A 23,547-nucleotide genomic window follows, 5' to 3' on the forward strand; every position below is an offset into this window, starting at 1 on the left:
CATGGAGAACACTCATGTTCAACCTATACCCCGTACATCTCACCAACCCGAAGATGACGGCAGATGCCTGATCGATTTTCTGATCAGGAGAAGCATAGAATACCCCGACAAAACAGCCTTTAGCGAAGTAGATATTGACCTTAATGAAAATCCACAGACCTATTCCCAGCTTTTATTCCAGGTCAGAGAATATGCGCAGGCCTTTAAAAATGAAGAGATCCAAAAAGGAGATCGTTGCCTGCTGATTTTTAATCAGGGCATAGAATTCATCATCGCTTTCCTGGCCTGCCAATGGATAGGAGCGATTCCTGTTCCGCTTAACATTCCCGGACGGTCAAAACCTTTGGACAAATGGGAGAATATTGCTGGCACATGCCAACCTAAAGCGATCATTACCGGTAAAAAAAGCGGTTCAAGGCTCATGCAGTCATTAAGCAAATCCGAACTGCTCGGCAGCATACCGTTCATCGAAGTAGCAATCAAAGCTTCAGACAACTTTGAATCTGACTTCACGGATCAGCCTGATATCCATCCTACTGCATTTTTACAATACACCTCCGGCTCTACGGGGAATCCTAAAGGCGTGGTCGTAACACAGGATTCTCTGATTAAAAATTCCAAAGAATCTAAAAAGAATATGAACGCCACTCCCGACAGTGTGTTTGTGAGCTGGCTTCCCTTCTATCACGATATGGGGCTTATATTGTTTATCGTTCAGACCATTTATAACGGGAACAGCCTTTATCTCATGAAACCCGAAGATTTTATGAGCCGGCCGCTCAATTGGGTCTATGCGCTCAGCAAATGGAAAGCCACCCATACCGGAGGACCCAATTTTGCCTATCAGCTGGTGGCCGATAAGCTGGTGCAACTCCACAACGAACTTAAAAACACCAACGAAAAAATAGACTTCTCTTTGGAAACACTTACAATGTGTGCATCCGGTGCTGAACCTATCCGCTTTCAGACGATCTGTGATTTCCAGAATGCTATTTCGCTGTTTGGCGCCCATGACCACGTGATTTCTCCCGGTTATGGCTTAGCGGAAGCTACTTTAACCGTCGCTTTGAATAAGGAAGGAGAAAAGGTAAAATGGCTAAAGGTCGATAAAGAAGCGCTCAGAAACAATACCGTGATCCTTCAGGAAAGCGGCTTTCTGGAAACCGGTAAGAAATTCCCCGATGAGGAAGGCTCAGTATATCTCGTAGGAAACGGACAGGTCATCGACAACCACGGCGTTGATATTATAGCCGTTGCCGACCTCGAAGGAGCGTTGCCCGATTCCATTTCGGCGTTTCCCGTACAGGAGCCCTACTCCATTGGTGAACTATGGTACTCCGGTCCTTCTGTAACGGACGGATATTTTGAAAACGAATGGGCCACTTCCGAAAGCTATTTCCACTCCCGTTCCGATAATACCACCTATCTTCGGACCGGTGATCTGGCATTCAAAGATGAGGATGGACAAATCTACATCGTCGGCAGAATCAAGGATCTTATTATCATCAGGGGATTAAATTATTATCCCCAGGACATAGAACGTACCTCCTGCTATGCCCATCCTGATCTGAGGATTGACGGCGCAGCAGCCTTTTCCATGAATAAAGACGGAAACGAATGCTGCTATATCGTACAGGAATTAACCCGCAGCGCTGTGCTGTCCCCTAAATTTGATGAATATGCGAAAGCAATACGCAATGCTGTATTACAGGAGCATGGCGTAGCGATAGATACCATTCTGTTTGTAGCTCCTATGCATGTTCCCCGGACCACCAGCGGCAAAATTCAAAGACGGCTGGCCAAACGTACCACCGAAAATGAGCAATGGGAAAACATTTTGTACACTTCCCGCTTAAATGCAGCAGTTCCTAAAAAGAAAACGGTAACCACACATCCCGGTCTTCAGGAGAAGGAACTGGCACAGATCGTTGGCGAATTACAACATTTCCTTCAAACCAGGGTCGACAGCTATACAATAGACGAAAGACGTTCTATTCCCCCTTACATTATGACTGAATTGGCCCGCATGGGATTGATGGGTCTTCTGATCTCACCGGAATATGGTGGCTTAGGTTGTACCCTGAACCAGGCAAGGACTTTCATAGAAACCATTTCTTCTGCAGATTTAACGTTAGGGTTATTCGCCAGCCTCCACAATTTACTGGGACTGCATCCCATCGCAACATTTGCCAAAGAAGAAATCAGGGAAAAAGTGGTGAGAGAACTGGCCACAGGCAGAGGAACCGCCAGCTTTGCATTAAGCGAACCCGGTGCAGGAAGCAATCCCAACGCAGGGAAAACTCTTGCAAAAAAACATAACGGCCACTGGATCTTAAACGGTGAAAAATGCTGGGTTGGCTCTTCCTCCTGGGCAAGCTACCTGACAGTGATCGCACATACGCAGGACGAAAATGGCAAATACCTGGGACAATCCGCCTTTTTGGTACCGCAGGGAACACCAGGATTGAACCATATCGAAGAATGTATGACCATGGGCATGCGTGGAACCGTACAGGGACATTTTACCCTGAACGATGTACAAGTCTCAGAGGCATATGTGCTGGGCGAAATCGGTAAAGGTTCAGAGATCCTGCATGAAGTAGTCTCTATGGGCCGTATCGGGATCAATTCCATGTGCATCGGCATCCTGAAAACCGTTTTATCCCGGTCTAAACGATGGGCTGATAACAGAAAGATCAACTCAGGCTCCCTTATCGATCAGCCTGTGGTCCTTAAACAGCTCAACGAGCTGCTTTGGATTCTTGAAATCATTGAAACCTATCAGTCTAAGCTGGTACAATGGAAAGATGAAGGGCTGATGCTTCCTGATACCCTGGTAAGCGCCGGGAAAATCTTCTCTACCGAAGAAACCTGGAAAGGCGTCGACTTCCTGATGCAGATCACTGCTGCCAGAGGATATTCGGAACACAACGGTATCGCCCAGCTTTTCAGAGATACCCGTGTATTGAGAATATTTGAAGGCCCTTCAGAATCCTTAATTGCCGACCTCGGAGGACGCAGTGATGAAGCCATTATGGAAGCCTTAAACTTTTTAACCAACCAGTATGTAGCCATCAATGCTGTAGCTCAGCAAGAGAAAATACAGCTTATAAAACAGCAGTTGGAACAACATACCAGTGATGCTGACGGACCGCAAAGAAAATTTGCCCGGTATGCATTCGGAGAAGTGCTGACCTACCGGCTGGTTGCATGGATGTGTCAGGACGATATTTCCTCCCACGCAAAAAACTGGATCGAGAAAAAAATCGAAGGAATCATAGCAGACACGCTCGAATTCGATACCAGCCTACTCTCCAGACAACGGTTTGAAGCGAAATTCAGCCATGCCCTGAAAGATCACCAGACCATTTATACACAACCTATGTCTGATGAAGCTTCCATCCGCTCCCCTTTCCGGGATCTGCGCAGGATAGAAACGCAAAACGCATCACAACAGGCAGAAGAGCAAAGCTCTGCTGAAAAGGTAATATTCCGTACGACAACATCTGAAACCGACACAGACACTACCTCTTCCATCAGCTCTAAAAATCCATCTTCCGTAAACAACAAAGCCGTTGCGGAAATGGAAGCCTGGATTTATAAATGGCTGGAAAAAGAGGCCGGAATTGAAAGCAGCCAGTTTGCCCCTTCCACCTCATTTTCAGAATACGGACTCGATTCTTCCCTGTCCATACGGTTTGTAAGCGATATGAATACCCGATATGCTATTCATGTGGAACCTTCTATTATCTGGAGTTATTCCACGGTAAGTGAGCTGGCCAGCTATCTGTGTGCATTTGAAATACAACCTTCCGGACAGACAGATATACAGGACAGCGGAGTGGATAATGATTTTCTGAAAGGATTACTGGAAGATGAAATATAATGATAATCACAAATATAAACATATGAACACCGTCAGAAAAAATAAGATAGCGGTCATTGGTTTAGATTGTAAATTCCCAGGACAGTCCAACGGGCCTGATCAATTCTGGGAAAACCTTTTACATAAAAAAGACGGGATCATCCCTATACCTCCGGACCGTTGGGATCATTCCTTTTATTACGATACGGAGGGAGGAAAAGGAAAAACATTTGTCGACCGTGCCGGCTTTATTTCCGATGTCTTTGATTTCTCGCCTTCCAGCTTTGGAATGACCGAAAAGGAAGCCGCCGATATTGACCCTCAGCAGCGTTTGCTTATCCAGTCTTCATGGAACAGCATTCAGAATGCAGGCTATAAAATTGATGCCATCAAAGAAAAAACAGGGGTATTTTTCGGTCTGAGCTACCGTGATTACTATGATTTTGACATTGCTCCGGATGGGGTGAATAGCTATAATGCCTCAAACCCGCTGGGAAATATCAATGCGATTGCAGCAGGAAGAGTAGCCTACTTATTAGGATTAAACGGGCCTGCCATTCAGCTGGACACGATCTGCTCATCATCATTGATGACCCTGCATTTAGCCTGCCAGAGCCTGCTGAATGAGGAATGCGATTATGCCCTTTCAGGAGGAGTGAACTGCATTCTTTCCCCTCATGCTTTGGTAGCATTAGCCCAGATGGGTGCTTTATCAAAATCAGCCAAATGTCAGGCGTTCTCCAAATATGCCGACGGTTACATCCGTGGTGAAGGGGTGGGAACTTTACTGCTCAAACGTCTGGAAGATGCAGAACGCGACGGGGATTATATCTATGGAATTGTAGAAGGCACAGCGACCAACCACGACGGGCGCAGCAATGGATTAACCGCCCCCAATGGCAAAGCGCAAGTAAAGCTTATTGAATCCTGCCTGAAAAAAGCCGGGCTTTCTCCTGAAGACATCGGCTATGTAGAAGCACATGGAACAGGTACCTATCTGGGAGACCCGGTAGAGCTGGAAGGGCTTTACCAGGTCTTTGGAGCTTCAAAATCATCATCAGATCCTCTTTTTGTAGGCTCTGTCAAATCGAATATAGGTCACCTGGAACCCGCAGCGGGTGTCGCTTCCCTTATCAAATCGCTGCTGATCCTTAAAAACAACATGATCCCTGCCGGACTGCATCTGGAAGAGCTGAATCCCGGCTTTAAATGGAACGAAAAACCGATCGTCCCGGTAAAGGAAAGCATGACCTGGGAAAGCACTGAGCAGTATATTGGCGTAAGTGCCTTTAGCATGACCGGGGCTAATGTGCATGCCATATTGGGTAAAGCTCCTGATCAGCATATCAATGACTCAACGAATGGATCCGTTCAGACATGGCCAATGCTTATTTCCGCACAAAATGAAACCACATTAAATCAATACATTTCTGCCCTTCTAAACAGTATAGATGAAAACACTTCTGTTGCTGCCTTGTCTCATACTTTGATGAACGGGCGTGAAATCTTTGAAGCATCGATTTATGCCTGCTGTAGCAGTACGGAGGAATTGATCAGGGAACTTAAGAACTTCCAAAACGGCATTTCAACCACTTTCAAAAAAGTTTCACTCAAAGGAAAAAGGAAAAGAAACCAGGCGGTTTTAAACATCGGAAACCTGACCGGCTTCAATCCTGAAAGCCTTAAAAGCTGGAAAAAAGAAGGATTCTTTACCTCAGCCATGACAAAAACAGACCAGGTACTGCATAAATTATTGGGCAAATCACTTGATCATCTTGCTGCAAATCCCGCTACGGAATTAGAACAGAAAGTGATCCGTTTTGCCCAGTCATTGATCTGGACGGAGAGTATCCTGTCTGCGCTAAAAACAGAGATACAACTCAACACATCAGGAGAAGGCGATTATCCGGGCGCTGTTTTGAGCGGATTATTATCCATTGAAGAGTCGTTAATGCTTTTTATCCTGGAAAATAAATCAAAACGTGAACAACTGCTGGACAGAATTACTTTCCTTACAGGAAATCAGCATTGGGAAAAATCAGAACAGGCTACTGACAAAGCATTCTGGCTGGAGAAAAAGGATGATACTTCGATAAAAGCGATCACGGTAAATATACTCAATGATACACAAACTATTTCCCTTTCACCAGCAGATACAGCCGATCAGTTACTTGATTTTCTGCTGTACGCTTATGCAAAAGGAGTTGAAGTCAATTGGACTCCTCTTTTAGGAAACCAACGTTTAAGAAAGCTACCGCTTCCTCCACCGCCACTTGCCATGTCAACTTATATTTCCGAATCGTACAGGATCAACAGCAGGAAAGCTCCGGGAACCTCCGGAAATGTTGTGGAAGCAGGAAAAGACAGGGTCATTGCTTCCGTTTTACATCGTCAGACAGGTATGGAACAGGAGAACAAGGCAAGCTTTATTTCCTCTTTCAGTCCCGAACAGGACGGTTTCATTAAAGAGCATATCGTGAACGGAACTTATATTTTCCCGGGTTCCGGTTATCTTTCCATGATCTGCCAAGCATTGTCCTATCTTCATAAAAGCCATCACATTACGTTAAAAAATGTGCAGATCTTCCAGCCGATGAGCTTCTTGTCGTTGCAAGAAAAAAGAGAAGTGCAGCTCGAACTTACCTATGAATTAAATAAAAGTGAAGCGCCATTTTTAGCAAACGGTTCATGGGAAATCAGGAGCCGGAAAGATCAGGAAGAATGGGCGATCCATATCAAAGGTGGTTTTTGGGTTCGTTCTGAAAACACTTCAACAGAAAATAAAAAACCATTATTCACCATTGATGGGACCCCTCTGAAGACGGTCGATACACAAGCCTTTTATAATCGCTTAAGCAACTGGGGGGTACAATATGGGCCGAAATTCCGCCTGGTCAATCACCTGAAAGCAGATGAGCACAGCATGAAAGCACTGCTGCAACAGGAGGAACAAACCATCGATTTACTGGCCGCTCCGGAACTGCTGGATGCATGTATGCATGCCCTGTTTTCCGCCAAAGCATTTGAGCAGTTTTCAGAGCCTTTTGTCCCTTCCCGTTATGATGAGATCCATCTCTATCAACCGCTTCATGGCCCAATTCATGCATCAGGGACCTTATTGAAAACTGATGCTGATGCCATGAAAGCACAGTTCAGCTTCTGCGATTCCGAAGGCAATCCCCTGCTGGAAATTACAGCTATGGAAGTCCGTAAAATTCTGAACGAATTTTTACCCTCCGCAAAAGAAAATGATGCAGTGTATGAGGAGCAATGGGAGCAGATCGACATCAGCTTGAAAAACGATCAGGAAAAAACAAATACGGATCATCAGCCTGTTTCAAAAGACCTATGGATATTCCTTGATGCACAGCAGGCTCAACAGACATTTTCAGCGATCGCTCAGAATGCTGGTAAAATTCCACAGATATACCTGATCGGGCCAAAAAACGATATAGCTTCGGATCATAACATATCAATCTGTGAAGCCATTTCTGATGTCATAAAAAGCAGGCAGGAAGGCAACCGACTATTGACTCTTTTTGCTCCACCTATCGACGATATTCAGAGATTATCCGGGATATTCACCTTATGCAAAGACCTGCTGCTGAATATGCCCAAAGACCTCAATTTCAGACTGTGCACAACCAAGGGAATAGCGGTCAGCACTGAAGAACAGGTCAATCCTTTCCACACCGCACTTTGGGGACTGGCCCGGACTATGCCTATCGAGGCAAAACAGAAATGGAAAGGGGTGATCGACATTTCCTCCATTCAGGAAGCTGCGCTTCTCTCAAATATACAGGGAAAAGACGTACTTATCTATGACCAGATAGCTCTAAGAGACAAAACGGCTTATACACCGGTCCTTACAAGACAAACGGAACCGTATTCCGAAAACATACAGCCGAAAGGCAACTGGACTGATCCGGTATTGATTACAGGCGGATTGGGACAAATGGGCCGGGTATTTACCGAACAGCTGGTGAAGCTGGGATGTAAAAAGATCTATCTGCTGTCCCGTAACCCCGCATGGCTTCAGGCAGAAGATAGTGAGGTCAGCAACCTGAACCTCAGCCGGGCACAGCTCGATTTCCGCAATTATGTGGAGCAATGCCAGTCGGAAGGTATTATGATTTCAGCCCTCAGCGGAAAAGTAGATTCCGGTGAAGATATGACAGCCATAGCCAGATTATTGAAAAAACAGGGAATCAAAGAAATCAACCTGATTCACGCCGCGGGAGCCATTACCCGGAATAAAGTGACTGAAGCAAACCCTGAAGCGCTGGAAGCTGAATGGAGTGCCAAATACGAAGGCGCCCTGCAATTGGATAAGCATTTCAAAAACTTCAAGGTAGGATTTACTGTATACACCTCTTCTATTGCTTCTCTTTGGTCGGGAGACGGAGTAGCCGGCTATTCAAGCGCTAACTTACTGCTGGATGGCCTGGCGATTAACAGAAATCTTGCGGGAAAAAGAACAATCTCGGTACGCTTCGGAAGGTTTGCCGAAAAAGGACTGATGAAAGATCACGAAGCACAGGAATTGGAGACATCAGGGATTTTGACCGTTCCTATGCATACCGCAGTGGACAAAGCCCTGGAGTTGGCCGGCCATTCAACACTTGCTACACCAGGCATTATGCATATCGACTGGCAACGCTTTATCCCGTTGTACCAGCTGCTGAATCACAACCGGTTCTTATCATCGCTTGCTCACCAGGAAAGCTACACAAAGCATAGCACTGAACGGGACTTCAGCAACAGTACAGACAAGCCGCTTCGGGAAATCATTACAGAGCTGGTAGCGGGTGAACTTGAAATTGACATTGATGAGGTAGATCCTTCCATCCCGCTTTTTGAGCTGGGATTGGATTCTATGCACTCACTGGGTATACGGACCGACCTTGAGCAAATGCTGAACATCAAATTATCGGTAAGCCTTATTTACGACTTCAATACCGTTGACCTTCTGAGCAAACACCTTGAAGAATTAACGAAAAAAGTCCCGGATCAACCTGCCGGAGATAAAAAAGAAGAAAGCGAAGAGGACCTTCTGCAACTTTTAATGCAGGAATTGCAGTAAACACAAAATAACATTCAATGGAAAACAACAATACAGATCGTTCGGATATTCTTAGAAAAGCCCTCGAAGAAATCAGGAGATTGAAGAAAAAAATAGAAGATAACCAGGAGACCCTTTTTCAACCTATTGCTGTAATAGGAATGGCCTGCCGGTTTCCCAAAGGCGCCAGCACACCGGCAAAATTCTGGAAAGCCCTGCAATCGCAGGAAGATCTGATCGGGCCTGTTCCCGAAAAAAGAGCAGAATATGCTTTGGGTGGAGCATGGGAAGAAAGTCCGTTTTTAAAAGAAGCCGGTTACCTGGAAGAAGATATTGAAGCCTTTGACCATCGCTTATTCCGTTTCTCTCCCAGGGAAGCGGAACGCACGGACCCGCAGCAAAGGCTGTTTCTGAAAGTGTGCTGGGAAGCGCTGGAAAATGCAGGCTATGCCCCTGATTCATTACGGGGCAGTAAAACGGGCGTTTATGCCGGGGTCATGCTTATGGAGTATATGCAGCAGCTCGCCAGCGAAAGAAAGCTGACCTCCCAGTTTGAACCTTATGATGTATCGGGCAACGGATTTTCCTTTATGTCCGGCAGAGCCAGCTATTTCTTTGGGTTTCAGGGACCAGGCATTACTACGGATACCGCCTGCTCATCATCGCTGGTCAGTATTGACCAAGCCTGTAAAGGCTTATGGATGGGCGACTGCAATATGGCGCTTGCCGGCGGGGTCAACCTGCTGCTTTTCCAGGAATCTACCGCTTTATTTTCATCCCTGAATATCCTTTCCCCGGACTGCCGAAGTAAATCATTCGATGCCGAAGCCAACGGAACTGTTCGTGGCGAAGGCTGTGGGATTGTAGTTCTCAAAAAATTATCGGATGCAGAGAAAGATGGCGATCATATCCATGCAGTCATCAAGGCTTCGGGAATCAACCAGGGAGGATTGTCTTCCGGGCCTACTGTGCCTCACGGCCCTTCACAGGAAATGCTGCTCAAAGAAGTCTGGAAAAAAGCCGGCATCAGCGAAACCGGCCCCGACTACATTGAAGCTCATGGTACCGGTACCGAAATTGGCGACCCTATCGAGATGAACTCCATCATCCACCTGCTCCCTAAAGAAAGACAATCACCGGTGTATGTAGGTACAGTTAAATCCAACCTCGGACACCTGGAAGCCGCTGCCGGAGTAGCAGGATTTATTAAAACGGTATTGGCATTAGAACATAAAAAAATTCCGGGGAACCTGCATTTCAATACCCCATCCGCTCATATCAACTGGTCGGAATCATGCATTGAAATCCCCCGCAACACCTTAGAATGGCAGCCATCACAAAGACCACGGACAGCAGCGATCAGCTCCTTTGGTTTAAGTGGAACCAATGCCCATATCGTGCTGGAAGCATATGAAACAGCTGCACATTCACAGGAAAAAACAGCATATACCTCCCGCAAATGGCCATTCCGTTTCAGCGCAAGAAGCCAGTCCTGCATCAGGGATCAATGGATGGCTTTTGTTTCTTTCCTGAAAGAAAACGAAGACCTGAATATGGATGAATTGTCCTACAGTCAGAACATATCCAGAGCCGATTTCAAAGAAAAGCAGGTGATCTGGGCAACCGGTAAGGAGGAAGCTATTCACATTCTGGAAACAGCCCTTGCCGATGAATCAGATAGCATTCCTGTTGACGGCCTGTGGAGAAACAGTAATGATATTCCTGAAGCTATAAGTTCTGAGGGAAAAAATGCACAGGAGATCTCCTTTTCTGACACGATAGCAAATCCTGATCTGGAACAACGTGTTTTTGCAGGCTGGATACAAGGGAATGCCATCAACTGGAAATCTTATTACCGGGAATCCGGTTTACAGAAAATCAATGTTCCGAACTATCAGTTCCGGGAAAAAGTATTCGGGCTGAAAACAACCTGATGCTGGGCAGCATGCATATAATGAAACGGTCATTATAAAATTTTCATTTTTATCACACAGGGAATGAAAATTTTATACCTGATAAGTTCCATTCGACAAAAATACGAGCCGCAAAGCGGCGCACTAAACAGATATACGAATGAAATTAAGATAACATTTAAAACAATATTGTGATAACGATAGAACAAGAATCTCCAAAAGTAACACTCACTAGTGTGTCAGAAGCTTTTGAATACCTTCAAAGGAATCTGATGGAAGAACTGAAGCTCGATGAAGACGAGCTGGAAGAGCTTGAAAATGATGAAAACCTGTTCACCATAGGATTAGACTCTATTGCCATGACCGATCTGACCGGCCGCTGGAAAAAAGAGCTGGGCATCGAGGTAAAAAGTACGGACTTTCTGAGGGAGCCTACCCTGCAAAGCTGGGCGGAATTTATTTTTGAGCAGATCAATGAACAAAATAACGGGACGTCTTCTGCGGATGCAACCTTAAGTCTGTATACCAGCGATGAGGAGCATCGGTACGAGCGTTTCAGGCTGAACGATATACAAAATGCTTATGTGGTAGGCAGGAATGCAGAGCTTCCCTGGGGCGGCATCAGCTGTTACGGTTATTTTGAAATGAATACCGGAAATCTAGATACCAACGCTTTGCAGCTTGCCATCAATGACCTGATCAAAAGACATGAAATGCTTCGGGTACGGGTAGATGAAAACGGATTTCAGAAAATCCTCCCGGAAATGACCTATACTCTTCCGGTGTACAGGATAAAAGAAGGTCAGAATGTGCAGGAGCATCTTGCAGCCATCCGGGAGCAGATGGAAAGCCAGATCATTCCGCTGGACCAACCTTTGTTTGACCTCCGGGTCAGTGAAATGGAAGAAGGAGCATGGCGTATCCACTTCGGCATGGACTTTATTGCCAGTGATGCCCTGAGTCTCCGTTTATTCTGGAGAGATCTCTCCATTTTATATGCCCAACGGACAGAAAAAACCTCATACCCAACCCCTCTTCCGGAAATTAAAGCCTCTTTCCGGGATTATCTTCAATATGTCGAGCTGCGGAAAAAATCCGACCGATACGAACAAGATAAAACGTATTGGCTGAACCGGATGGAAAGCCTGTCTCCCCCACCTCAATTACCATTAAAAAAACAGATCAGCGCGTATGGCCATACCGCAGAAGAATTTGCCCATTTTGAAAAAACCTTTGAAAAAGCGCAATGGGAGCAATTCTGTAAGCATGCGGCACAGAAAAAGCTGACCCCGACAGCCGCTTTAATGGGTATTTTTTCAGAAGTGCTTGCTGCCTGGGGTGCCGGACAGCATTTCGGACTGATACTGACTGTGTTTGAACGGGATCCCGTTCATTCGGATATTGATAAGGTCATCGGAGATTTCACCCATCTGTCGCTCTTGAGCATCAACTGCCTTAAACGAAGCGTGGAAGAAAATGCCCTGGCTCTGCAATGGCAAATGCAGGAAGACCTGGAGCACAAAACCTATTCTGCTATTGAAGTCGTGAAGGAGCTCAACCGTACTCATCCTTCTGCCGACCTTTTTTACCCGGTGGTATTTACCAGCGCTTTAGGGTTAAGCAAGAATGAAAATGATTTAGGAGATCCTTCCGTATTTGGGGAAGTCGGCTATTCGTCTTCTCAGACTCCACAGGTCTGGTTAGATTCCCAGGTAATGACCAAAAACGGCAATATGGTAGTGGCATGGGATGCGCTGAACACTATATTCCCTGAAGGTCTGGTAGCCGATATGTTTGAAGCCTATACCAGGCTGATCAAACTTGCTGTTAATGATATGTCTTTCTGGGAATCAACCTTGAATGACCTGAGACCTGATCATCAGCGCAATACCCATAATCAGGCCAATCAAACGCCATACCATTATCCGGAGCTCCTGCTGCATGAGCAAATCCTGGAACAGGCAAAAAACAATCCTGACAGGACAGCCATTGTGTTTAAAGAGCAGAGTTATTCTTACAGAGAATTAACAGAAAAAGCCAATCATATCTCGGCTGTATTGCAGCGCAACCATATTCAGAAAGGAGCCAGGATTGTGGTTCAGATGCAAAAATCCTTTGAATCCATTGCAGTCATTCTCGGTATCGTTCAGTATGGCGCCTCCTACATTCCTATGTCGCACAATAACCCGGAAGCCCGGACACTTGAAATTATTCAGCAGGCGGAAGCACAGGGCTTTATCACCGACCAGGAATTTGAACTAAAAGAAATCCAGGCTGAAAATTTCCTGCACCTCAGACATTCGGATATTACCTGGGAGCAGATGGATTTTGAACAGCCTGCTATTCTTCCGGATGATATTGCTTATATCATCTTTACATCCGGGTCAACAGGAAAGCCTAAAGGCGTAGTAATCACCCATCAAGCGGCTATGAACACTATTTTAGACGTGAACAGGCGCTTTGGAGTCAGTGAAAAGGATGCGGTATTAGGGGTATCGGCTTACAGCTTTGACTTATCTGTGTACGATATCTTCGGAGTGCTGGGAGCAGGCGGAAAGTTAGTCGTTCCTACGGAAGAAGAACGTATCGATCCTATCGCATGGAAAACGCTTATCATGCAACATCAGGTTACTTTATGGAACTCCGTTCCCGCCTTGTTCAATATACTGCTGGATTCCATTTCCGAGCAGAATAATATGAGCCTGGAGAAAGTCTTTTTATCAGGCGACTGGATTCCGCTCTCTACGTTTGACCGAATTAAAAAGTTGCTGCCACATGCCAATCTCGTAAGCATGGGCGGCGCTACAGAAGCATCGATCTGGTCCAATTATTATGAAGTACAGCAGATCAAAGAAGACTGGAGCTCTATTCCTTACGGATATCCGCTATCCAACCAGCAATTTTATGTGTTAGATGAATCCGGACGACCATGTCCGACCTTTGTAAAAGGAAAACTGCATATTGCCGGAAAAGGTCTCGCTCTTGAATACTGGGGAAGTAAAGATTTAACCCAAAAAGCATTTTATATCCATCCTGCGCTTAACATCAGATTGTACGATACAGGAGACTATGGACAGTATATTGAGAATGGAATCATCGAATTTTTAGGAAGAAAAGACGATCAGCTGAAAATCAACGGCTATCGTATTGAAATCGCAGAAATTCAAATGGCATTCCAGCAGTGCAATCCGGCTCTGGATCCTGTTATTCTGCCGATCGGAGAAAAAGCAGGAAATAAAAAACTGGTGGCTTATGTAAAATCAGCTGCGGAAGCTTTCTCAGAAACTGAATTCAAGAAAGAATTGGCAAAATACCTTCCACCGTACTTTATCCCGGACAGCATTATTCCTCTGGAAAATTACCCTGTGACAAGCAACGGGAAAATCGACAGGAATAAGCTGATACAGCAAGCAACGGAACAAACGCTATCCCGATCCGAAAAGCCTGATGCTACAAAAGACAAAGAAAACACTAAAACTCAGAACGGAACCCTGCATCCTGTGCTGAAAGTCGTGCGGGAAGTATTCGACCTTCCGGAACTTGCTGAACAGGACAAATTCAGTGAGCTGGGCGTTTCTTCGATGGACATCATCCGTCTTGCCAACCAGCTGGAAACCCATTTTCTGGACCGCCCTACAGTAGGCGACATGGTGAGATTTGGCTCAGTGGCAGAACTTATCGGTTATTACCAGGAAAAAAACATCCGGTTTGAAGAATTAGATGACATCAATACGCAATCTGTTCCCCCTCAGTTCCTGCTGTATACCCCGGAACAGATGAAATACCTGAACGGGCTCACCTTCATCGACAAGCTGGACGACAGGCAGTCTTACAAAAAAAGCCGCATAGCACAACGTAAGGACCTCGCTTCGGACAACCGGATTTCATTAGCTGAAACAGAAACGCCGGATCTATACAACGGATGGAGAAAAAGCTACCGCAGCTTCATCGATCAACCTGTTTCATTTGAAGCATTTAAAGGCTACTTAAACCTTTGCTCTGCCCAGGCTATGGATCAGCATGCCCGGTTCAACTATGCTTCTTCAGGAGGAATATATCCTGTACAGATCTATGTGACAGTTTTCAAAGATAAAGTGGAGCATGTGAAGGAAGGCTATTACTATTTCGATCCATACAGCCGGGAACTGGTATTGATTTCCAGTGAAAATGTCATTTCACCGACACAGCTTAATTTTAATCATAACTGGCTGGATCAGGGCGCTTTTGCAGTACACCTGGTGGCAGATATGGAAGCTGTTTATCCGATTTACAATAAAGAGTCGCTGCGATTCTGCATGCTCGAAGCCGGTCTTATGACACAATTGCTGGAAGCAGACGGCGTGCATTATAATGTAGGCTCCTGCCAGCTGGGTGGGTATGATTTTGAGCAGATCAGAGCAAATCTTCAGCTTTCCGCACAGCATTTCTACCTGCATACGCTTATTGCCGGAGCAATCGATTTTCAATCGGAAAAAGAAGCTATGCAGACAGAGCGTGAAGCTCTCGAATGGCAGAAACATACAGACACCCTGAATTCGTTAGTATCTCACTGCGAACAGAAAGGCGTGCAGCTTTGGGTGGAAGAAGACAAGCTGAAATTTAAAGCCCCTGAAGGAGCGTTGGATAAGGAGCTGCTTGAACAGTTGAAGACCAACAAAGCTTTCCTGATCGCTTATTTACAATCCGAAACCTATAAAGCCAGGCAAAAGCAGTATGAACGATTTGACCTGACGCCTATACAGGCTGCCTTTTTAATGGGCCGGGACAATACTTTTGAGCTGGGCAATGTGGGATCCCACTATTACAGCGAGCTGAAATGGCCTTATCTGGATGTTGAAAAGCTGGAAAAAGTAGTCAATCACGTCATCGGGCTGCACGATGCATTGAGAACGGTCATCTATGAAGACGGCACCCAGGCGGTTTTACCACAACAGCCTTACTATAAGATTAAAATATCCGGTGAATCCCCTGAAACCATCAGGGCAGAACGTTCGCATCATAAATATCCGCTGGGGCAATGGCCTATGTTTCATTTTGAAGTGAGCGGGGCCAATACTGCGGATACCATTCTGCATCTGAGCGTCGATCTGCTTTTACTGGATGCCTGGAGCGCCGACCTGCTGATGCGGGAAATCATTAAAGCCTACCAGGGCCAGGAAGTAAAAAAGCCGGGATATACCGTGAAACAGTACCTCACGGATGAAAAAGCCTGGCACCAGGAACATCAGCAATTTATACAAAAGGCAGAAGAATACTGGAATGCCAGGTTAGACCATATCCCTGCGGGGCCTGCACTGCCGTTTAAGAAACCGCTTGCCGATATTGAGCACCCACAATTCGGAAGATACAGGTTTGCGGTGCCGGACAAAGCCATTGAAACGCTTACTCAAAAGGCCGGACAATACAAGCTAAGCGCTACAGCGGTATTTGCTACCCTGTTTTCAAAGCTGCTGTCTCATTGGAGCGGCGGAAAAGCGCTCACTTTAAATATGACACTGTTCAACCGCTTAGGCCTTCATCCCGATGTCAACGAGGTAATGGGCGACTTTACCAATGTGGCTTTGATCTCCTATTTCCCTCAAAGCGATGCGACTTTCTTACAGGAAGCAACCGCCATTCAGGAACAAATATGGCAGGCCGTAGAGCACAGAGCTAAAAACGGACTGGAAGTGTTGCGTGCCCTGAATAAGAACAATCCCGGAAAAGCAGTGATGCCCATAGTATTCACCAGTCTGCTCAGCAGCGAGTCCGCTGATATGGAAAATAACTTCTTCCCGGAAGGCGTCAAAGAAGTCTATGCGGTCAGCCAGACGCCGCAGGTGGTCATTGACCATCAGATCTACCGCAGAGGAGATGAATACCTGATCAACTGGGACGTCGTGGAAGAAGCTTTTGACCTGAACCAGCTGGAAGCAATGGTAACCCTGTATGAAACATGGGTACATCAGATTGCAGGAGCAGAAAGCTGGGAGATTCAGCTCGATGCACCCCGAAAATAAATCATTTACCAATTGACAACTAAACTATAGAGATTAAAACAACATGAATTTATTACAAAAATGGTTTCCTTTTAACCATAGAAAAATACGGGAGGAACATGAAAAAAGCAGTTCGTTCGGTCAGCCCGAAGAACGCATTCAGGTCTTTTGTTTTCCTTCGGCCGGCAGCAGCGCCGGTTTGTACAGGGCCTGGTGTGATGCTGCGAAAAATACCGGGGATATAGATTTCATTCCGGTTGAAATTCCCGGCCGTGGTAACCACATCACCTCACCGGCCGCTGCCTCCATCGACGAGCTGGTAGAAGATTTTTTATCTGTATTTCCCAAGGTGGTACGCCCGCCTTATATGATCTACGGACACAGCTTTGGGGCAGCAGTAGCCTTTCAGGTAGCTTATACTTTGCAGGAAAGAGGTTTTCCACTGCCTGAAAAGCTCATCGTGGCAGGCCGTCATGCTCCCCACATGAAAGACCCGAATCCCATGAGCAGCGTAAGTACAGATGAGGAGATGACTGAAGAGCTCAAAAAGATGGGCGGTACCCCGGAAGTTATCCTGAACCATCCAGAGATGCTGCAGTTTACCCTTTCCCAGTTACGGGGAGACCTGCGCACCCATGAATCCTTACGGTATACAGGACAAAAACTGCAGATCCCGATAGAAGCCCATTGCGCTACGCAGGACGATGCCAATAAAGAAGCAGTGGAATACTGGAAGGACGTTACCACTGACGGGTTTCAGATAAAGGAATTTGAGGGCCACCACTTTTTCATTCAGTCCCTGGGGGACACTTATCTGAATGCCCTGATCGATACGATTAACAAAACAAGAAAATCATTCCCTTAATTGATTACCATGACAACAGATCACATTCATTATACAACAACATCCCAGATCATCCATGAAGGTACGTGGCATGCGGAAAAAATTCATATATCACCGGACACATGGAAGACAATTCAAGATCAATCGAACCAACACAAATTACAGCCGGAAGCCGTATTGGCTTTTGCGGCCGCATTATCTTTAAATACCTGGCTCGATCTGCCGGATCAGGAAGCAGGCGAACACATGAATATCATCAGCAAGCATGATTTTTCATCAATCTTACTCAACCCGTCTACTGAACATTCCGGATCAGGTCACAGTTTTTTGGAACACTGTAAAGACCTGCATCATTCTATGGCTTCAGCCGCCCAAAAAGCGGAAGAACTACTGACCAATAGATTTTCCGTGATGCTACATCATGATTCATCGGATTTTAAAATTCCTATCATAACCCCTTCTATCCTGGTCACCATCACAGTTGCTGAAGACGTGCAAATCGGCTGGTACATTATCCCTGAACTTTTAAATGATGAAAGGGTAAAATCTCTGGCTGAAACACACAGCCTATTGTTGAATTTGTTTTCAAAAAAAGACTGGAAACAGCCTCTGCCGGATCTTTTAAGCGAACAGCAAAGAAAGATCAGAAATGAAGTCAATCAAACCTCAACAGAGATTGAGCCGCAACTGATTCACCAGGCTTTTTTCCAGCATGCCTTACAGCATCCTGAAGATACCGCCCTTTACTGGGAAGAGGATCAGCCCATACAGATGAGCTACGGAGCGTTGGCTAACAGGGCTTTAAAGCTCTCCCGTGTTTTAGTAGATAGTGGTGCTGAACGGAATATCCGTGCGGCTGTCGTATTACCCAAAGGTCCGGCTCAAATTATTGCAGTGATGGGAATTCTGGGAAGTAGTGCCCTGTATATTCCTGTAGGAGTGGATCAGCCTTCGGGACGTCAGGAAAAGATCTTTAAAAAGGCAGGGGTACAGTTTATCGTTACCGACACTTCCACCCTTTCCGGTTTTCCCCACCTCAAAGATTTAGCACACGAACAAAATATAATGATCGTCAACCTGGATGAAATTTCGGAGGTAAAACCTTTAAATGCTCCGTTGCATATAAGTACAGACCAACTAGCTTATATCATCTTTACATCTGGATCTACGGGCGAGCCTAAAGGGGTAGAAATTACCCACGCCGCAGCCTGGAATACCATTCAGGATATCAATACAAAATTTGACGTCAATGCTTCAGACCGTGCTTTAGCGATATCTGCACTGGATTTTGACCTTTCGGTGTATGATATGTTCGGATTGCTGGCGGTAGGCGGATCGCTGGTGCTGATCCGTGAAGAAGAACGAAAAGAAGCTGCTCTATGGATTCAGCTGGTAGAAAAATACAAAGTGACTGTCTGGAATTCTGTTCCGGCATTGTTTGATATGCTGCTTTTAAGCGCTGCGGCAGAAAATGACTTATCCAGCCTACGCCTGGTTTTGGTATCAGGAGACTGGGTAGGATTAGACCTTAAAGACAGGATGAAAGAAAGATCAGGAAGCTGCCAGCTCATTGCCCTTGGTGGCGCAACGGAAGCTTCGATCTGGTCCAATTTCTTCCCTGTGAATGAAGTAAATCCTGAATGGAAATCGATCCCGTATGGAAAACCGCTTGCCAATCAAAAATACAGAGTGGTGAATCCTTTAGGTATGGATTGTCCTGATGGTGTTACCGGGGAATTATGGATCGGAGGAAAAGGCGTTGCTTCCGGCTATACGAACAATCCAGAGCTTACCGATAGCCGTTTCGTTACTGCCAATGGCGAAAGATGGTACCGCACAGGTGATCTCGGGCGCTATGGGTCCGACGGTAACCTGGAATTTTTAGGGCGTATCGACCATCAGGTAAAAGTGAATGGCTTCAGGATCGAGCTTGGAGAAATAGAAGCTGCGCTGAAAACATTTCCGGGAGTGGCACAGGCAACTGCCACCGTACTTTCCATCAATAATGCTGCACATTTAGTAGCCGGAATTGTCGGAGAAAAAGCTCCTTCAACAGATGGTTTTGATGATGATCTGCTGACAGGAACACTCTCTCCTGCTGCCAAAGCGGAATACGATCTTCAAAAACAGGTCGTCGGCGATTTCCTGTACGAACTGTTGGATTTGTCAAAATACACTGTAAAATATGTTGTTGATGATTCCGGTAATCCGGCTTTACATCAAGCTTCATCAGCTCAAATCAACCCGTTACGGGCACAGCTGATTAAAGATATGGGTATTGCTCCTGAACAGACTACCGTGCTGGATATGTGGCTGAACTGGCTGCATGAAGAAAACATATTGGCAGAGAAAGACGGCCAGCTTGTATTTGCTGCATTAAATCCTGTCGATTCCGGTGACACCTTCGGGAACACCTTCAAAGAGGGCTTACAGGAGCGCAAACCGTTGCTTCGCCAGATCCTGTCTAATATTGTTCCTTCCGTCTCTCTGCTGGATGATGAGCTCTTATCGCCTGAAATATTGAGTACGCATGACAGGAATACCCTCAAAGGAATTGAACAGATTGCAGAAAAGATCAGCCAGGCCGCTACCCGATCAGAAAAAACAATAAAAGTGGCCATCCTGGGTGGCCGTACAGGTATTTTAACGGAAAAGCTGCTTCAGGCAACCCACGAAAATACCATTGAATATTCGGTGATCGATGAAGGCCGTGCTATGGTACGCAGCTTTACGGAGCGCTTATCAAAAGCTGGGTATCACGTCAACGGCATTGAGCTGAAAAACAACCAGGTTCCGGAAGAATACTGGTACCAGTTTGATTTTGTAGTGGCGATCAACACCCTGCACCGCTTCCCTCAGCTTGATCAGGGGGTGTTTATCAGTAACCTGCTGTTGAACAACGGAGGCAGGCTTTTAGCCATAGAAGCCGAATCATTACTTCCAGTGGCATTGGTAAGCTCAGGGATTATTGATCGTGGCTTTCAGCACTTTGACCCACAGCGCAGCACAGCATTTAGCCCTATGCTCAATAAAGCATCCTGGAAAAACTATTTCCTCAAAACAGGCTTTACCGGAGTGCATGCTGAAGCTATACAGGATTCCTTCATTATTCTGTACGATACCTGCTGCCCGGAAGAACGCCATCAATTAAAGGAAAGCGATATCCTTGCCCACATTCAGGCTTTGCTTCCACCCCATATGATGCCTGAAAAGCTGGCTGTACTTCCCTGGATGCCCCTGAGCGCCAACGGAAAGGTAGACCGTAAGTCATTTGCCGAGCTGGTCAGGATGATGGTAGAAGCAGAGGTACGGAAAGGTACGGAAGATTTTGAAAAGCCAACCGGTAGCATGGAAGAAGGCATTGCTGCCATCTGGAAAGAGCTGCTGGCTCTGGAAGCCGTAGGAAGAAACGATGTATTCTTTGAAATAGGGGGCGACAGCTTGTCGGCTACCCGTTTTCTTACAGAAGTAAAGAAACAGTTTGAGGTGAATCTGTCACTCAGAGAACTGTTCGGAACTACGTTAAAAGAGGTTGCTGCCAAGGTGGAGACAGAACACCAAAGATTGCAGCAGGAATTGGAAACCATGGAAATAGGAGAAATTTAATTATGATAGGAATAATAGGAGGTTACGGAGAAGTAGGCCATCATGCCTGTCTTACCCTACAGCAATATGGAATGGGCCCTTTAAAAATCGGGGGACGCCATCCGGAGAAAGGAAAAGCTAAACAGTCGGATGTATTGCCTGACGCCATTTGGGAAAAAGTAGATGTGGAAGATGACGAAAGTCTTTCCGGGTTTATTGCCGGCTGTGATCTGGTATTGAATTGTGCTGCCCCATCCCACCGCTATTCGAGACGCATTGCCAGAATATGTTTACAGCACCATGTCAATATGGTGGATGCGGGAATAGACAATGATTATCACAGCAATCCATTGGAGACCGGCGACAATATCATCGTCTATGCAGCCGGTGCTACACCGGGATTTTCGGGATTATTCCCGCTATGGTTTGGGCAACAGTTTGATAAGATTCATTCGCTGTTGAGCTATTACGGCACTTCAGGACAGCTTTCAAAGGCTGGTGCGGAAGACTATCTGGAAGGCTCACTGCATTCCAGTAACGTTCCCCGTGCTGCGTGGAGAAATGGCATTGTTCCGAATGTATTGTCAAGGAAAAGCGGTATCGAGCTTCCCTTCTTCCCGGGAGAAGTTACGTTGTTTCCCCTGTTTGATGATGAAACCCATCTGGTAGCCCAAAGACTTGGGCTGGAAAACGGAACATGGTATGCTGCCGTGGAAGGAGAAAAATCGATCGCGGCACTCGACAGCGCCAGCTTTGAATACAAAGCCAATCCCCGGGCCATGATTGAAAAACTATGCTTTGCCGTAGAAATGGATACCCTCGGAAGAAGCCCGTACTTCATTCTCATGGTCCAGTTAACCGGGGAATCAGAAGGCCAGGAAAAAACACAGACGGCCGTTTTTGAGGTTGGTGAGATCATTCCGTTCTGCGGAAAAATAGCTGCGATCATCACAAAAGCAGTGCTGGATGGCAAAGTAAAGCCCGGACTGCACCATACGGCCTCCCTTGAGGATATCAGCTATGTGATGGATCATCTTGAACAAACAGATTCCACGCACAGCATTCAGGTCATTGACCACTCTATTGAAGAGCTTTCAGTGGAGGAAGAAGGAACATTATAAAGATTTCAAAAAATGAACAACAAAGAACAATATCAATCAGGAAAAATAAGAACGGTCGTTTTCGGCTCTACTTTCGGGCAGTTTTACCTGGAAGCGCTCAGCAATCTGTCTGATGACTTTGAGATCAAAGCACTGATTGCCGGAGGCAGCGAACGGTCCCGGAAATGTGCGGAGGCATATGGTATCCCTCTGCTGAATAGTATCAGCGAAATAGATCCGAATGAAGTTGACCTGGCCTGCATCATCCTGCGTTCAGGCGTTATGGGCGGTAAAGGAACCGAATTTGCCCTTTACTGTATGGAAAAGGGAATTCATGTGATCCAGGAGCATCCCATCCACCACAACGACCTGGCCACCTGCTTACGGGCGGCAAAATCGAATAACGTCCATTTTATTACGGGAAACTTATACGTTCATCTGCCCGCTTTTAAACGGTTTGCCGAAGTAGCCGGACATCTTTTTGAAACGAAAAAGGTCGCCTACATTGATATAGCGCTGGCAACACAGGTATCGTTTCCGCTGGTGCAGATGATGATCGGTCTTTTGCCTAATCCAAGACCCCTGAACATTCATCATGTTTTGAAAGATTCAGGCCCATTCCAGGTGCTTACGGGTGAATGGGGAGGTCTGCCGCTTACCCTTCGTGCCCATAATGAAGTCAATCCAAACGATCCCGATAACCATCAGCATTTATTGCATACGATTTCCATCGGATGTTCCGGAGGGACTTTATCGCTGACCGATACCCACGGGCCGGTCGTATGGAAAACCCAGCTTCACATCCCTCATAATGAACTGCTGAGAAATGTTTCTGCGGGGAATCACCTGGATGAAAAAAGCACAGTGGTTTTGGGACCTGAATTCCCACCCACTTATCAGGAAATTTTACAGAAACAGTGGCCCAGAGCCATCGGGAAAGACCTGCAAGCCATGAAAAGCTTTATCACAGGAGCAAAAAAGCCGGAACAAAGAGCTCATCTGGAACTACTCTGTACCCGCTTGTGGCATGACCTGACACACGCTTTAGGATCACCCTCCTTAAGACCGGATGCATCCTATGAGCAGGTAGAAACGAGTACCCTTATGGAGCTTGCAGACAGAATCCCGGCTGAACCGGAAGAGATCAGTATTTCCTGATCCGGCTTACAATCAAATACTATTAATACCCTACTATTTTAA

General features: G+C 46.0%; 8 protein-coding genes. All 8 read left to right on the forward strand.

Annotation, left to right across the window (positions count from 1 at the left end):
* The first annotated feature begins 1 nt into the window (after position 1).
* Positions 2-3,886 carry an AMP-binding protein gene (locus tag AC4IF5_RS02980; protein ID WP_490731535.1) on the forward strand — a complete coding sequence of 1,295 codons (3,885 nt, stop codon included), beginning with the start codon at positions 2-4 and terminating at the stop codon, positions 3,884-3,886.
* A gap of 22 nt (positions 3,887-3,908) precedes the next feature.
* Complete coding sequence (locus tag AC4IF5_RS02985; protein ID WP_490731536.1) at positions 3,909-8,948, forward strand: beta-ketoacyl synthase N-terminal-like domain-containing protein; 5,040 nt, start codon at positions 3,909-3,911, stop codon at positions 8,946-8,948.
* A gap of 17 nt (positions 8,949-8,965) precedes the next feature.
* On the forward strand, positions 8,966-10,861 hold the full coding sequence (locus AC4IF5_RS02990) for a type I polyketide synthase (protein WP_490731538.1): 1,896 nt from the start codon (positions 8,966-8,968) through the stop codon (positions 10,859-10,861).
* A gap of 170 nt (positions 10,862-11,031) precedes the next feature.
* Positions 11,032-16,839 (forward strand): amino acid adenylation domain-containing protein, encoded by a 5,808-nt coding sequence (locus tag AC4IF5_RS02995; RefSeq protein WP_490731540.1) that lies wholly within the window; start codon positions 11,032-11,034, stop codon positions 16,837-16,839.
* A gap of 43 nt (positions 16,840-16,882) precedes the next feature.
* The gene (locus AC4IF5_RS03000) at positions 16,883-17,683 is read left to right on the forward strand and encodes a thioesterase II family protein (RefSeq protein ID WP_490731542.1); all 801 of its coding nucleotides are present in this window, start codon (positions 16,883-16,885) and stop codon (positions 17,681-17,683) included.
* 9 nt (positions 17,684-17,692) lie between these two features.
* The gene (locus tag AC4IF5_RS03005; protein WP_490731544.1) at positions 17,693-21,268 is read left to right on the forward strand and encodes an amino acid adenylation domain-containing protein; all 3,576 of its coding nucleotides are present in this window, start codon (positions 17,693-17,695) and stop codon (positions 21,266-21,268) included.
* 2 nt (positions 21,269-21,270) lie between these two features.
* Positions 21,271-22,368, forward strand: a complete 1,098-nt coding sequence (locus AC4IF5_RS03010) for a saccharopine dehydrogenase NADP-binding domain-containing protein (RefSeq protein ID WP_490731546.1) — start codon at positions 21,271-21,273, stop codon at positions 22,366-22,368.
* 12 nt (positions 22,369-22,380) lie between these two features.
* Positions 22,381-23,505 (forward strand): Gfo/Idh/MocA family oxidoreductase, encoded by a 1,125-nt coding sequence (locus tag AC4IF5_RS03015; RefSeq protein WP_490731548.1) that lies wholly within the window; start codon positions 22,381-22,383, stop codon positions 23,503-23,505.
* The last annotated feature ends 42 nt before the right edge of the window (positions 23,506-23,547 follow it).

This window comes from Chryseobacterium sp. UF-290, from assembly GCF_058245615.1.

Coding starts and splice junctions, on each gene's coding strand:
- AC4IF5_RS02980 (WP_490731535.1), top strand. CDS start 2: ATGGAGAACACTCATGTTCAACCTATACCCCGTACATCTCACCAACCC.
- AC4IF5_RS02985 (WP_490731536.1), top strand. CDS start 3,909: ATGAACACCGTCAGAAAAAATAAGATAGCGGTCATTGGTTTAGATTGT.
- AC4IF5_RS02990 (WP_490731538.1), top strand. CDS start 8,966: ATGGAAAACAACAATACAGATCGTTCGGATATTCTTAGAAAAGCCCTC.
- AC4IF5_RS03000 (WP_490731542.1), top strand. CDS start 16,883: ATGAATTTATTACAAAAATGGTTTCCTTTTAACCATAGAAAAATACGG.
- AC4IF5_RS03005 (WP_490731544.1), top strand. CDS start 17,693: ATGACAACAGATCACATTCATTATACAACAACATCCCAGATCATCCAT.
- AC4IF5_RS03010 (WP_490731546.1), top strand. CDS start 21,271: ATGATAGGAATAATAGGAGGTTACGGAGAAGTAGGCCATCATGCCTGT.
- AC4IF5_RS03015 (WP_490731548.1), top strand. CDS start 22,381: ATGAACAACAAAGAACAATATCAATCAGGAAAAATAAGAACGGTCGTT.